Here is a 15186-nt window from a genome sequence, read left to right as displayed (position 1 = left end):
TGCCAGGCATCTCAGGCTTTACTGAGGGAAAAATTTAGATTTGTGTGAGGAGCATTCAGGATTTGCGCACGAGATAGGGGCTTCGATTGCATGCCAAGCATCGTACGAGTTAGATTCAGGCTGCGACGATGCAAAGCTAAATTTTTAGTCTGGAGACGGCGCTTTTCCGGCTCCAGACGACCGCCACAGCGACCACGGCGAAGCACACCCGAGGCCCAGCCCGGACCCGGAGGCCAAACCCCACAACGCGGAGCCCCACACTGGTATACCTACACTAAGAGCTGACGCTGCCGGACAGCGTGGGCTTTTACAAAACATATCTTGGTTGACTAGGTGGCTGCGAAGATCAAGACAAAAAAAGCGCCGCGCAAGCGCGACGCTTTTTTCAATACTAGTCTTTGGCAGCAGCTGCTTCTGCAGCAACCTGGCGAGCCACAACACCATCGTTAATCTTAACGAATGGCATGTAGAACAGAACCCCAAAGATGAAGAGAAGAATCTGGATAACTGGTGCACGCCAGTCACCACCTGTTGCCAGGAAGGAGTTGAGGAACATTGGCGTGGTCCAAGGAACTTGGACGGCCATTGGATTCATCCAACCGAGCGTCGTGGTCAACCAACCAACGAAGATACCAATGGATGGCAGTGCGATGAATGGGATAATCAGGGAAACGTTGTAAACGATTGGGTAACCAAAGAGGACAGGTTCGTTAATGTTGAAGATACCTGGCAGGAATGCGAGCTTAGCAACGTTACGGGAAGCAGCGTTACGGCTAACAATGAAGGTAGCAATCAACAGGCAGAGAGTACCACCAGAACCACCTAACAGAGCGAAGGACTGAACAAGAGACAGGTTGATGATGTTTGGAATCGCCTTACCTGCACTGTATGCTGCAGTGTTCTGCACAATGTTGATAATCAGAAGAGGTTCGAGGATGGTGCTGTAGATAACGGAGAAGTGAATACCGAAAAGCCACAGCAGGTTTGCCAGAGTGTAAATGATAAGAGTCCCGACAATACCAGTACCAATGTGACGCAGAGGTTCCTGAATGAAGGTGGTAATAAGACTAATCACGTTCATGCCTGTCGTTACGAACAGGATAGCAGAAACGAGAGCGAAGATGGAAAGAACAAGAATAACTGGAATCAAAACGTTGAAGGAGTCACCAACCGCAGGTGGAACCTGGTCGCCCAAGTTAACCTTCAAGGCCTTGACGTTGGACAAACGAATGAACAATTCAGTTGCAAGTAGCCCGATGATAACCCCGGCGAACATCCCACCGGTACCCATGTTGGAGTAGCTCAGTACCCCAGCAACATCAACGGCCTTCTTGGCACCAGTTGGTACCAAAGAAACTGAGTTAGGCATCATGGTAATAAGTGATGCCAGAGAAACCATTGCGGCAGCAAGTGGGTTTTCAAACCCGCGGTTCTTCGCGAGAAAGTACCCAATCAGCATCGCAATCAATACACTGGAAACATTCAGTGTCGCGTTGGACAACATCGTGCCCCAGTACTGAACGTTGACCAGCGTCTGTCCCTTGAACATCCAAAGGAAGACGGTGTTGTTAATCAGCGTGGCAAGCCCTGCCAAGATTGTACAGTGGCATGATGGTTGCGAAGGCGTCACGCAATGAGCGCAGGTGAATCTGGTTGCCTAATTTAACGGCAAACTTAATGAATCCCTGGCCGAATTTAGAATCCTCTAAAGCCATATGGTTCACATCTCCTTATAAAAAGTTCATATGTGATCCAGAGAATTGTTAACCATTGCCCCCAACGCTAACAATCAAAATCAATAATTTCAGTTGATGCTGTATGTCTCTGAATTACATATCTAACAACAAACGATTCTAGCAACGTAACCGCAATCAGTGAAGCTTCGACTTTGATTACATTGTTTAGTAAGCGCTTGCCATTTCTCTCAACAAACAAAGTATACACCATCAAGGGGGTTGTGCAATACATTTATTCATAAAAGAATATACATTTGCACTTACAACCTTAATTTCGTTAAAAGAAAGCCCATACACCGGCTTTTTGAAAGCCTTACCATATAATTAAAAAACATCACACAAAGCAAAAGTCCGTGTGCCGACTGATTGGGATATAGACCAATCGGCATACGGACGGGAACTTCGCTAATTTGTAAAACCACTGCCATGGTGTAAATAACTAACGTCGAGACTGGTCATCCCTGTCGCCAGGATTGCCATCCCGAGTACGATTAAGCTGTAACTATGAACGCTAACGCCGACGCCAACTAGTAGCGCACCGCCAATAAACACAACTGCACCAATCACCAAATACAGTAACCAATTTCCGTGTTTGCGCATATATACCACTCCTTTTCCACCACCTCAATTGTAGGCCGAAATTCTTGTTTGTTAATAGCTTCACGTACATTTTGCCGTTTAACCGGGATTTTTTTGTTATTGCAGCCTCGAATCTCCGTATGGCCGCAAAAATTATTTTATCCTCGAATTAACGTTCAGTTTCAATTTTTGCGTGAATTATCCGCGCTGGCGTCATATGCAAATTCGCTAATAATTGTTCTTTTTGTTCGTTTGGCTAACGAATCTCGTAATTAAAAGGATACTCAAATAGCCTAATGCTTCCAAATCGGTGATTAATTGGGGTGTCACGTTCCATTTTTCAGCAGTAATTATATTTGCATTTTCAACATTACGGCGCTATTGTCGATGCGTTGGGGCCGCATCTGGACTGACTTCGGGGTGAGGAAGCCAGTTCGGATTGCAATGACAACCTGCGCAAACAATTCGGCTCTTGCCGTCATCGTTGTGCAAATTTCCCCCGCACATTGTCCAAGGCTATTTGCCCCAGCGCTCAATCATTGAGTTCCCGTCATTATTCCAGCGCACGTACTTGCCCAAGCTAAAACTTGTGTCCACCGGATTACGACACCTACGTGCGTTTCCCCCAGGTTTGGGGTCAATTCAAAAACAGGGTCACCTTCTGCTCATGCAGAGTGCGACCCTGTTTTTTTGACTTAAAATGAAATTGGCAACATGTTTGCCTGCATGCCGCAGACCTTGGCGGCAAGCTGATTGCCCAGCTGAATTGACTCGGTTAACGTCAACCCCTGGGCCAACCCTGCGAGCATCCCCCCGCAATGGGTGTCGCCGGCGCCGACGGTATTAACGACCTTAACCGCAAAGCCCGGAACAATGCCGGAATCGTTCGGCCCGGCATAATAATACGTCCCCTTCGCACCCAGCGTCACCACCACTGGCTGGTGTGTTTGGGCGTACAAGTACTGCACCTGTTCATCAAAGGTGTCACCCTTTGCCACCTGGGGCAGTTCGACCTCATTACAGTGCACCATCACTCCGGAGTGGAGTAACTCAGCCAGAATATCCTGATCCACATCCTGAATGCGCGCGGCAACGTCGAACAGCAATACTGAATCACCGCTCCGCTCACTGAGTGCATCCACCGTGGCCCGCGCGACGAGTGGGTTGGTCAGTTGGAAGCCACTGAGGTAAAAGTGGTCGTAATCACCCATGTTCAGCTGCTTGAACCAGGAGTCGCGCCACAACTGTTCCATCCCCGGGAGCACAACAAACGTGCGCTCACCGTTTGGCTCAATCATCGCCACGGTCCACCCGTTGTCCGGTGCACCGCTAACAACGTAGGGCTTGGCCCCAAAGCGCTTGAGGTACGCGGTAATTCGATCCGCATTTGCGCCGCGCCCAACCGGGACGAACAGATCACCCTGTGCGCCCGCGTATCGGTAACTGCAATAAGCATTAATCGCGCAACCACCAACTTGATACTCGAGGAAATCACCAAGCACGTTTCCCCCACTAGTCGGGACACGCGGCACGTTCATCAGTGCGTCAACCAAAGCAGCGCCAAAAATCAGAGATTTACCCATGGGTATAATTGTCCCTTTCCACTTTCAAAATAACGTCGTTCCAAAAAGCATACTAGATATTTGTACCGCATTTGGCTCCAGTTTAGCAAGTCAAATTCGGTTTGCAAGCCCCCACCCGGACTTATATCCGGACCAAACAAATGCCTCCACCTAGCTTCTAGCCATGTTTCGGCCAAAAGCCCGGGTAGAGGCATTAATTTTAGTGAATGTGCAGCAGACGCCGAATCTTCCCGACGCGCCGACCCATAATGGTATCGGCGAGGCGGGTCGCCAGCGCTAGATATACGTAAATCGCAACCCCAATGATGAGGGCCGGCACCAGAATCAAGACGGACTGGCTCTTGCTGGCGGGGTTTAAAATCATGCTCAGACCATCAACGGTGAGGCGCGTGGCGATGAACATGATGACGCTAAAGCCGGTGATGCCAACCACCCGCTTCAAGGTTTGCTTGGCCTTGTAGTGGTACATGTGGTGCAAATCGTACAGCATGAGCGCACAGGAGGTGGCCGCCCCGGCGATGGTCGCAATCATTGGCCCGTAAACATTGAACATCATCATGAACGGCAACTGGAAGACAACCTTCACGGCCATCCCAATGAGCATCTCAATGATGGCCCGCATGTTCTGGAACAGTCCCTGCATAATTCCTACCAATACGAGGAACATCCCCAAGAACACGGCCATGACACAGGAGACCACGAGCATCTTGAACCCAATTTCGTTGTAGTCATAAAACAGAACGTACAGTGGTCGCGCAATGGCAGCCATCCCAAACGATGCGGGAATGATGACGAAGAACAGCAACTGCAGTGCATTCGTAATCTGGTTCGTCACTTCTTTGTGCTGGTGCTTGGTCCACGCCGAAGTCAGCAGCGGAATCGCCGTGGTCGACATCCCGGCGGCCAGTGACACCACAATCGTGACCAACTTATTCGCATTCCCCGCGAACATCGCGTAATAGATGTTCAGGTCGTGCATCGTGGTTGTGAACAAACTCTTCATCCCGGTGAAAAACGTGTATTGGTCAATCAGGTAGTACACGTTAACGGTGGCACTAAGAATGATAAACGGAATGGCCTGCTGAACAACTTCCCACAACAGGTGGTTAACCGATACGTTAATCTGGTTCAGGCTCTGTGCGTTGCGCGCGCGAATCTGCGGCATCCGTTTGATTAACAGGAAAGCCAGGAATGCAATCCCGGCGATTGCTCCGACAAAGGCCCCAAAGGTCGACTGCGTAACTGCCTTCACGTAGTCTTTGTCACCGACGCGCATGATGAGGTACGCGGTCACCAGCATGTACGCCACGCGGACTAGTTGTTCCAAAAACTGGGAAATGGCACTCGGAGCCATTTCGGAGTGTCCCTGGAAGAACCCACGCAGAATACTGAGCATCGGAATCAGGATGAGGGCCAGCGACAGCGAGTGGAAAATCGGAATCATGCGTGAATCGCCAGCAGCCAGAATTGGCGTGGTGAGCCACATCACGGCGGCCCCGATGAATCCCATTATGCTGGTTGCGAGCATCCCGTGCCAGAATAACCGCATACTGGTATTGTATTCACCCAGGGCATCGTAACGCGCAATCTGCTTTGACACCGCCCCAGGAATTCCGGCCGTGGAAATCATGATGAAAATAGCGTAAACGGAATACCCCTTAACGAATAGTGCATTGGCCGTCGCGGCGACCGCACCACCACCCATCCAGATGTACCATGGAATAATGTAAATCGCACCGAGAACCCGGGAGAACATGCTCCCCGCGGTCATCCATGCTGATCCCGTTAACATTTTCGCTTGGGCCGATTTTTCTTTGGGTGCCCGTGCTGTCTTTCTGTCCATTTCTTCCCCCGCTACAACGATTTAGTCTAGTTGATTCTAGAATGCAAAACCAGCTACGACATTAACACTCTATTCTATAATTATTTATAGGCCCCTGGCAATGAACGGGAACAAAGTTAAACATTACTAAATATTGATGCCACTCATTGACGCCGTCCGGCAGTGTCAGTGGTTTTGGTGGTATGAGTTACTGAGTGGTATAGGGGCCGCGCCTGGGCGGGGCCGGTGCGCGTTCCGTGCGGCTGGGATTTTCCGTGCGGCCGGTTGAAGCCCCAAAAACCGGGTCTTCAACCTAAAAATTGAGCCCCGCCTCACCGTTCTTCGGGTTACGAACTTAATACGTATTGTTAGGACCTGTTGGGAAGCTTTGCTTTTCCTAGCGGGTCTTAATTTTTGCCGGCTATGGTGTGGAGAAGCCCGATGCAAAGCCCGCATCGGTCTTCTCTCACCATAGCTTTCACAGGAAAATCCCAGCCGCACTACACGCGCACCGGCCCCACCCAGTCACTACGACGTGGTTAAGAAAAAGTCTTACCGAGGCTTTTACAGAGGAGAAAACATAACACAACCGAGTGGCTAGTCTAACACTGTTCAGCACCCGGAAATGACTGAGCTGTTGACTACTATCCAGCGGAGCGTTGTGGGCTTTGGCCGGAGGGTCCGGGCTGGGTTTCGGGTGTGCCGCCCAGCCGTGGCAACAAAGAAAAGAGGTGTGACGACCGCGGTTTTTGCGGTTGGCACACCCCTTTTCTTTGTGGGAAAAATTTAGATTTGTGTGAGGAGCTGTCAGGTCCGAGTTACAAGATGAAATGGGCGTCAACATGCTAAGTATCGTACACACTTAATACTAATTGCGACGATGCAAAGCTAAATTTTTAGTCTGGAGACGGCGCTTTTCCGGCTCCAGACGACCGCCACAGCGTCCACGGCGAAGCACACCCGAGGCCCAGCCCGGACCCGGAGGCCAAACCCCACAACGCGGAGCATCCCCGCAAACTAACAAAAAAGGTTCGACCAGTAACGGTCAAACCTTCTTCGGTGGAGCACTGGCTATTTAGCGACAATGTTGACCAGCTTGTTAGGAATAACAACGACCTTCTTGATGTCCTTGCCATCCGTGAACTTCTGGACGTTTGATTGAGCAAATGCTGCTTTTTCGGTATCTTCCTTGGAAGTGTCCTTCGCCAGCTTAAGCTGGGCACGGAGCTTACCGTTAACCTGAACGACAACGTTAACCTCGTCGGAAACAAGCGCGGATTCGTCGTACGTTGGCCATGGCTCGTAGCTGATGCTTTCGTCGTGGCCAAAGATGGACCAGATTTCTTCCATCAGGTGTGGTGCGATTGGCGCGAGCAGCTTGACGAAGCCTTCGCAGTATTCAAACGGCAGGGCGTCGACCTTGTTGGCCTCGTTGATGAAGACCATCATCTGGGCAATCGCAGTGTTGAAGTGCAGGTCCTCATAGTCCTTGGTGACCTTCTTAACCGTTTCGTTGTAGACCTTGGTCAGCTTACCATCATTGAACGTCGTAATGTGGTCGCGCATCTTCCCCTTGTCGTCGATGAAGGTCCGGTAAACGCGGTCGAGGAACTTGTGCGCGCCGGCAAGACCGTCAGTGCTCCAAGCAATCCCCGCATCCAGAGGGCCCATGAACATTTCGTACAGACGCAAGGTGTCGGCACCATATTGGTCAACCACATCATCAGGGTTAACAACGTTGCCCTTACTCTTACTCATCTTTTCGTGGTTGTCACCCAGAATCATGCCCTGGTTAAACAGCTTCTGGAATGGTTCCTTGGTTGGCACCACACCGAGGTCGTAGAGGAACTTGTGCCAGAAACGAGCGTAGAGCAAGTGCAATACGGCGTGTTCAGCACCACCAATGTACAGGTCCACGTTCATCCAGTACTTGAGCTTCTTTGGATCAGCAATCATGCGGCCGTTGTGGGGGTCACAGTAACGCAGGAAGTACCATGAGGAACCAGCCCACTGCGGCATGGTGTTGGTTTCCCGGCGACCCTTGCGCCCATTTTTGTCAACAACGTTTACCCAGTCGTCCAGGTTTGCCAGTGGTGACTCACCAGTACCACTTGGCTTGATGTCGGCTTCTTCAGGCAAACGGAGCGGCAGTTCGTCTTCTGGAACCAGCGTGGTTTCGCCGTCTTCCCAGTGAATAACGGGAATTGGTTCACCCCAGTAACGTTGACGGGAGAAGACCCAGTCACGCAGTTTGTAGTTAACCTTGGCACTACCAACGCCCTTTTCTTCGAGCCAGTCGATAACCGCCTTGATGGCATCAGCCTTGTTCATCCCGTTCAGGAAATCACTGTTAATGTGCTTCCCGTCGCCGGTGTAGGCTTCTTCTTCGACGTTACCACCCTCAATAACGGGCGTAATCTTGAGGCCGAACTTCTTGGCAAAGGCGTAGTCCCGGTCATCATGTGCGGGCACGGCCATGATGGCACCAGTCCCGTACGTGGACAGCACGTAATCGGAAATCCAGATTGGCAGCTTCTCACCATTAATTGGGTTAATAGCGTAAGCACCGGTGAAGACCCCGGTCTTATCCTTGTTCAAGTCGGTCCGGTCAAGGTCAGACTTCCGGGCAGCCTCTTCGATGTACGCATCGACTGCATCCTTTTGTTCTGGCGTGGTGATTTCCTTAACCAAGTCCAGTTCTGGTGCGAGTACGGAGTAGGTTGCACCAAAGAGTGTGTCAGGCCGCGTGGTGTAGATTTCGTATGACTTGTCGGTTCCGGCAACCTTGAAGGTAACGCTGGCACCGGTAGACTTACCAATCCAGTTACGCTGCATCTGCTTGATAGATTCTGGCCAGTCGAGGTCATCGAGGTCACTCAAAAGCCGGTCAGCGTATGCAGTAATCTTCAGCACCCACTGGCGCATTGGCTTGCGAATAACGGGGAAGCCGCCGCGTTCGGTCTTGCCGTCGATGACTTCTTCGTTAGCCACAACCGTCCCCAAATCAGGACTCCAGTTAACGGCAACTTCATCTTCGTACGCCAGACCCTTTTTGTACATCTGTTCAAAAATCCACTGCGTCCACTTGTAGTAGGATGGGTCGGTGGTATTGATTTCACGGTCCCAATCGTAGGAGAACCCAAGGCTTTGGATTTGGCGCTTAAAGTTGGCGATGTTCTTGGCAGTGAATGCCTTTGGTGCGTTACCCGTCTTCAGGGCGTACTGTTCAGCTGGCAGACCAAATGCGTCCCAGCCCATTGGGTGCAAAACATTGTAGCCCTGCGCCCGCTTCATCCGCGCAACAATATCCGTTGCGGTGTAGCCTTCGGGGTGTCCAACGTGAAGTCCCTGGCCTGAAGGGTAAGGGAACATGTCCAATACGTAATACTTCGGTTTCTTCGGGTCTTTCCCCGTCTTAAATGTGTCGTGTTCGCGCCAGTACTTCTGCCACTTTTTTTCGATACCTTTGTGATCGAAAGCCATGTGTCGTTCCTCCCTGATTTATATGTACACTTTAACGCAAAAAACCGCCCTAACAATGTTAGGACGGCTTGGCCGCGGTACCACCTAATTTCTGCATCCAACAATGCAGCACTTAACTGGATAACGGCCAGTCCGGTCCGCCTTACTTAATTCGGGCGAACTGCCTTAGAAGTCAGTTCACAATCGCGTGCGATCGGCTCACAGTCCCGCCGACTTCCTGAACGTCACTTGATTCCTACTACTCTTCTCGCGCAAAGTATTATTGGCTTAAATATAGCAAAACACGGGCCCGAATGCAAAAGAAAAACAGCTTTTGCATTCGGACCCGTGTGCATTCTGATTAACCATCTTGGCCTGCAGAAAAATCAATCTGCATCCCCGCTAGACGTTTTCCGTGTCGAAGAAATAAAGCGACAATAATATCCCCGTTGCCCCGAGGCAAAAGCCCGCAATGACGTCGGTTGGATAGTGGACCTGAACGTAAATGCGACTGAGCGGAATGAGAATCATGAGGGCGACGCTGATGGTGCGCAGCGTATTTTGCGCCCAGCGCTTGTTCACCAGTGCGGTTGCGCAGACAAAGATTGTCCCGTAGAGCAGCACCGCCCCCGCTGAGTGGCCGCTCGGAAAGCTCCACCCACCGGCAGCCACCAGGTTGTGCACCTGACTGTCGCTTAGGAATGGCCGCGGGCGCTCCACGATGTTCTTCACGATGAAATTCACCGCGTTGATCACCATCATGTTCACCGCCACGAACCCGAATAACGTCCACTGCCGGCGCCAGGCAAAAATCGCGGCAAGCACCACACTAATGAACGTCACCACCGCCGGATTCCCGAAATTGGTCAACGGAATCATCACCGCACTCAGGCTCGCGCTGCGCAATTGTAGTGCGACCCTAAAGCCGGCCTGATCAATTACGCCGACATAACCGAGGTGCTTCATTACGCCCACGGCCATGCACACAAAAATCGCGGCGGTGATACTCGCCATGACTAGTAATTTTGTTGGTTGCCGTTTTGGTTGATACACAGCTTGCCCTCCGCACCATTTAATAGGCATAGCATAGCATTTTTCCTAAATAGCGGCCCACATGAGCGCCGTTTTTATCACATAATTTACCAACGAGCGGTTAGTACACCTGACCCTGGTACACGTCGTAGTTCGGGAAGTTAAAGTTGTAATCAGCCAAATCCTTGACGTGGATAATCGCCGTCGCGCCAATTGCGGGCATCAGGTTCAACGGAATTTCGTTATCATCTGGCAGCACCAGAATCACTGGCTTGCGTAAGCCGTATGCGTAGCCGACTTCCCAAAGGACACCTGGGTCGCTGTTTTCCTGCTTAGGGTCATAGAGGGCAATAACGAGGTCGGTGTTGTTAATCCCCTGCACGTCACCGTTGAAAGTGGCGAGCTGCCATTCGGTGTCACTCAGGATTTCGGGGTTCTTCATCGTGTCGAGATTCTTGTACTGGTGGTCGAGTGGCAAATAACTGTTGGCAAAATCAACGGTCGCGTTGGCCTTAATTGCGGCAACACCCGCGTTCATGTGTGCAGTCTGTTCGTCGTTGAACCAGCTGGAAGCAATGTATGCTGTTTTGGTCATGAATTTAGTCATCCTTCTTTATGAAATATCTATTTAGTCTACCAGAAGCAAGCCAAATGTGCACATCGCCGGTAGCGGCCACGATAATTTCATTTAGCATCCATTTTAATCCAGCATATTTTCAAGTTGCTCTAATTGCGCGGCAAATTGATCAAAGACGCTGGTCAAGTAATCGGGCTTGGTGACATCAAGGCCGGCTGCCTGCAAAATCGTGACTGCATCAGCTGCCCCACCTTTGCGCAAGAAGTTCTTGTAGTTGTCAACTTAGGCCTGGTCACCAGACAGGATTCGCTTCTCAAAGGCAATCGCGGCTGCCTTCGAGGTTGCATACTGATAGACGTAATAATCGTAGAAAAAGTGGGGCACGGCCGCCCACCCAGCATTGGCCCAGGGAACTTCGGTGAACGCATCCCCGTTGTACGTGCGGCTTAGCTCCTGCCACTTGGCGGTCAAGACCGCCGGCGTCAGCGCGTTGCCGGCCGCTTCGGTTGTGTACATGAAGTGCTCGAATTCAGCAAACCGTACCTGGCTGAAGAATGCACCGACCATGTCCTCAATCGATTCAGCCAGCAACTGAATTTGCGCTGGTTGGTCGCTCGCCGTTTGTTTGAGCATGTACGCGTTCAGTAGGCTCTCGTTGGTTGTGGACGCAATTTCTGCGGTGAATATCGTGTAGTTCGCATTCCACGTTGACTGTGCTTCGTTGGCGTAAGTCGCGTGCATGGCGTGACCCGATTCGTGAACCAGCGTGCTAAGTGAATCGTAAGTGTCATCCCAGTTAAGCAAAATATACGAGTGGACACCCGGAACCGCCACGTGGTACCCACCAGACGTCTTTCCTTTCGTTTCCACCACGTCAATCCAGCGGTGGTCGAATTCATCCTGAATGTGCGCTAGATAGTCGGGGCCAAGTGGTGCCAGTGCCTTGAGCGCGATGGCCTTGGCCTCACTGTAAGAAGGGGTCATCACCTTGCCGCCGGGAAGCGGAACAAAGGCATCATAGCTGTACATTTTCTCCAAACCGAGAACGCGCTTGCGCAGTGCGTTGTACCGATGCAACAAGTCGAGGTGTTTGTGCGTCTGTTCAATCAGCGTGTCGTAAACATCTTCCGGAATCTCCCCTTCAGCCAGGTTCATCGCCCGCGCCGATGGGTAATTACGCAACTTGGCCACCGCGTTTTGGGTGTGCACGTGCGCATTCAGTAATTTCGCAAACGTGTTCTGGTGCGCAACGTACGCCGCATCACTTTGCGCTCGTGCCTGACGCCGCAAATCACGGTTGTCACTCAAAAGTAATTTGCTGACGAGTCCCCAGGTTAAGTCTTGCTTGCCGTCCGGGGTCTCGATTTCCCCGAAACTCAGATCAACATCATCAAGTGTGGCCTGGATGTCCTCAAATGCATCAACGGTTGGCGCCAAGGCTGACAGCAGTTCCTCCTGCGTCGAATCCAGCACGTGCCCGCGCCGCTGCCGAATTTTGCTCAAAACCCGCGCGTACTTATTCAGCTGCGGTTCTTCTTTGAAAAAAGTGGCGTAATCATCCTCGCTCAGGGCAATGATGGCGGGTTCAAAGTCGGCTGAGCGGGTCTCAAAATCGGTGACGACCACCTCGCATTCGGCCGCGAGCTGCTGCGCAAGCGCATCCGTTCCGTCCTGGCTAACCGCATTTTCCGTGTACACCTCGAGCCTTCCCAATTGGGCATTCAGGGCGTAATACGCCTGCACCGTCTTCAGTAGATGCGCTGGACTCGTCGTAATTGTCGGCATCAGGTCCGCCAAGGCGGCAACGTTCTGCCGGGCAAGAGCCAAAGCTGCCCGAAATGCATCCGCGTCAGCGTATAAATCCGTCAAATCCCACTTTAACTCGTCAGGCACCTCGGCCCGCGTTGGTTGTTTTTTCATACTAGTTCCTCCAGATAATCAATTGGTTTAAGTATAGCGCTATCACAATTTGGAAACTATGCGAATCCACTCAGGCTGTCGCAAGCACCAGAAAAATCATAATCTGACATCATTTCGCAAAAAAATCCCGCCATAAACTGTTATTCCAGTTCATGAAGGGATGGATTTTAGCTAGTTACGCGCACCGTGCTTAATGAAGGAACGGCCGGCGACCATGCCAATCAGCAGTGCCACACCCAGACCCGCAAAGGTCGCGTTAAAGCCAACTGCACTAACAAACCAGCCGCAAACCGGGAACACCACGACCATCTCAACGGAGAATATCATACTGGCGACGCTGAGCAACGTTGCCCGCTGCGCGCTGGGAATGAGCACATTGTAATAGGAATTAAACAGCGGGTAAACCACCGCAATGACGGCCTCAAACACCAGATACATCACCAGCATCAGTGGCAGGTTGTTAATTCCGGTTAGCAGTAAGGCACCAATCACAATACCCGTCATCGTCAGCAGCAACGGTCCTTGCGCAAAACGGGCCTGGAGTGCGGGCATGACCTTCATCGCAATAATGGCCAGAATCGAGCTAACCAACATCAATCCCGATATCAGCCACCCGGCAAAATGTTCGGTCGTCATCACGTTCTGAAAATAATAATAAAACGCGGTGCCCACCGTACTAATGCTTGCGTCAATCAACATCAGATTGCGCAGCACCGGCTTCGTGGACAGCACCTCAATTGCGGCCTTGGTGATTTCACCAAGTGTCTGCCGCTTCTCGCGCTTGCTGTGGACGGCCGGCTCATCCATGAAGCCAATTACAATCAGTGCAACAAAACCGAACACAATTGCGGCGTAGTAGGTTAATTCGAAATGCCAATGAACTAGTGCCCCCGCAACAATGACGCCCGCGGTACTGCCCACCTCCGTGATGATGCCCATCATGCTGACGACTTTTGGGTAACCCGCATCCCGATTTGCTTGTGGCAGCGACTCATAGGCAAAGGCCTCCAGCGTTCCCGACTGCAGATTGTACGACCAGGCACTAACGATGAAGCTCACCGCAAACCAGATAAACGAGTGTCCGAAAAGCATGAGCATCGAAGAAACAATCGCCATCACCCGGCTGGCGTACAATACCGTTTTGTAACTGAACCGATCCGCGAGCATTCCGGATGGCACCTCAAAGCAAAAACTGGCAACGTGAAAAATACTTTCGCACAGCCCAATTTGGACAAGTGGTAGCCCCTTTTGGCCAAGATAAATCACCCACAAATTGGTGATGCCAAACCAGGCGGCAAAACTGTAGCAATATGCTAACCAGACATTTTTTGTTCTATACATTTTTTGTTCCGTTCCTGCCTGCAGACAGAAAAAAATCCTGAATGCGTCTAACACGCACACAGGACATTATGGGCTGGCATCTTCGCCACGCGACTTATCCTGCAGACAAATTCATTAACTGTCATGACCAAAAAAGGGCAGACTTCGCCCCTAAGCCGCAAAAATGTTGATAATTGCGTTGTTTAGGGCAATCCAGTTAATGATTTGGTTCTGCATTACGCCGCCTCCGTCTAAAAAGTTAGGTTAAGAATAGCACGCACCTTTTCCAAAATCAATTAGTTTCATACATTAGCTAATCTCTTTATGGAAACCCCTTGACACCAGGCCGCATCAACGATTACGCTGTATTTTGAGTAAACACTTAATTTCAGCAATAGAGGCAGACCATGGAAGCAGAAGAACTAAAAATTTTCGTCGATAACCATGTATTCGACGACTACACGGCTAAACAAGTCAGAATCATCTCCGCGGCCATCGACGTGTTCGCGCGCAAAGGGTACGCCAATTCCAGCACGCACGAAATTGCGGTCGAGGCGGGCGTAGCGGAAGGCAATATCTTCAGCAAATTCGGTAGCAAGCACGGTCTGCTTGAGGCCATTGTGCAACCGGTTGTTGAGTCTATTTTTCCCGCAACCATCAATGCTTTCATCTCTGACCGTTTCGTCTCTGACTACCAAACTCTGCGTGACTTCTTCGGAACCGTCCTCCACGACCGCGCAAAATTCGTCCGCGCCAACGCAAAGGTTCTGCGTATCCTGATTGCTGAGCTGGTCTACAACCAAAGCGTGCGTGATCAGGTGATTAAAAACGTCCCTGCTGGTTACCTAATTGCGCTGAACACAAAACTGAATCAACTCAAGGCAACCGGCGAATTGGTCAACTGGGACAATCGGGATATCCTGCGCATGATTCTGTCGGTCGCCGGCGGATTTCTGGCCAGTACTCTGTTTTTCGACTTCCAGGCAACACCAACAATGGAAGACCACCTAATCACGGCCCTGACAAAGGCCCTGACGCCGGACAATCACTGACACTGTCCGGCAGCGACAGCGTGGTTGCTGAGGTAGACCAGTGAGGAGGCTCCGCGTTGCGGGGTTTGGCCTCCGGGTCCGGGCTGGGCCTCGGGTGTGCTTC

General features: G+C 51.2%; 10 protein-coding genes, 1 pseudogene and 1 other annotated feature. Of the genes and pseudogenes, 1 reads left to right on the top strand and 10 read right to left on the bottom strand.

The genetic code is table 11. The features are described from left to right. Window positions 1-391: 391 nt before the first annotated feature. The 10 genes and pseudogenes from EKN00_RS10345 to EKN00_RS10305 all read right to left on the bottom strand — a co-directional run bounded on the left by EKN00_RS10345 (window position 392) and on the right by EKN00_RS10305 (window position 14052). A pseudogene (locus EKN00_RS10345) lies at window positions 392-1715 on the bottom strand (PTS sugar transporter subunit IIC). A gap of 426 nt (window positions 1716-2141) precedes the next feature. Further along, entirely contained in the window at window positions 2142-2336 is a 195-nt protein-coding gene (locus EKN00_RS10340) for a hypothetical protein (RefSeq protein WP_127850166.1), read from the bottom strand. Between the two features lie 674 nt (window positions 2337-3010). Then, a complete protein-coding gene (locus EKN00_RS10335) occupies window positions 3011-3898 on the bottom strand; it encodes a PfkB family carbohydrate kinase (protein WP_127850165.1) in 888 nt (295 codons plus the stop codon). A gap of 199 nt (window positions 3899-4097) precedes the next feature. Further along, window positions 4098-5741: a putative polysaccharide biosynthesis protein gene (locus tag EKN00_RS10330; RefSeq protein WP_127850164.1), complete on the bottom strand. Its 1644-nt coding sequence runs from the start codon at window positions 5739-5741 to the stop codon at window positions 4098-4100. A 1050-nt stretch (window positions 5742-6791) separates the two neighbouring features. Then, a complete protein-coding gene (leuS, locus tag EKN00_RS10325; protein ID WP_127850163.1) occupies window positions 6792-9203 on the bottom strand; it encodes a leucine--tRNA ligase in 2412 nt (803 codons plus the stop codon). A gap of 56 nt (window positions 9204-9259) precedes the next feature. Further along, window positions 9260-9467, bottom strand: a binding site (T-box leader). A 117-nt stretch (window positions 9468-9584) separates the two neighbouring features. Beyond that, a complete protein-coding gene (locus EKN00_RS10320; protein ID WP_164848116.1) occupies window positions 9585-10235 on the bottom strand; it encodes a phosphatase PAP2 family protein in 651 nt (216 codons plus the stop codon). 100 nt (window positions 10236-10335) lie between these two features. Then, entirely contained in the window at window positions 10336-10809 is a 474-nt protein-coding gene (locus tag EKN00_RS10315) for a nucleoside 2-deoxyribosyltransferase (RefSeq protein ID WP_127850161.1), read from the bottom strand. A 105-nt stretch (window positions 10810-10914) separates the two neighbouring features. Continuing rightward, window positions 10915-11052, bottom strand: coding sequence for an oligoendopeptidase F family protein (locus EKN00_RS10920; RefSeq protein WP_164848115.1), 138 nt, complete (start codon window positions 11050-11052; stop codon window positions 10915-10917). A gap of 21 nt (window positions 11053-11073) precedes the next feature. Further along, a complete protein-coding gene (locus EKN00_RS10310) occupies window positions 11074-12711 on the bottom strand; it encodes a M3 family oligoendopeptidase (RefSeq protein WP_127850160.1) in 1638 nt (545 codons plus the stop codon). A gap of 171 nt (window positions 12712-12882) precedes the next feature. Continuing rightward, entirely contained in the window at window positions 12883-14052 is a 1170-nt protein-coding gene (locus tag EKN00_RS10305; protein ID WP_127850159.1) for an MFS transporter, read from the bottom strand. Between the two features lie 386 nt (window positions 14053-14438). Here EKN00_RS10305 and EKN00_RS10300 point away from each other — a divergent pair, with 386 nt between their 5' ends. Beyond that, complete coding sequence (locus EKN00_RS10300) at window positions 14439-15083, top strand: TetR/AcrR family transcriptional regulator (RefSeq protein ID WP_127850158.1); 645 nt, start codon at window positions 14439-14441, stop codon at window positions 15081-15083. Window positions 15084-15186 lie beyond the last annotated feature (103 nt).

The organism is Lacticaseibacillus hulanensis, assembly GCF_004010095.1.
In the GTDB taxonomy this organism is placed as follows: Bacteria; Bacillota; Bacilli; order Lactobacillales; family Lactobacillaceae; genus Lacticaseibacillus; species Lacticaseibacillus hulanensis.
The sequence above is the reverse complement of the archived record's forward strand: the minus strand, read 5'-3'. Positions and strand labels throughout refer to the sequence as shown.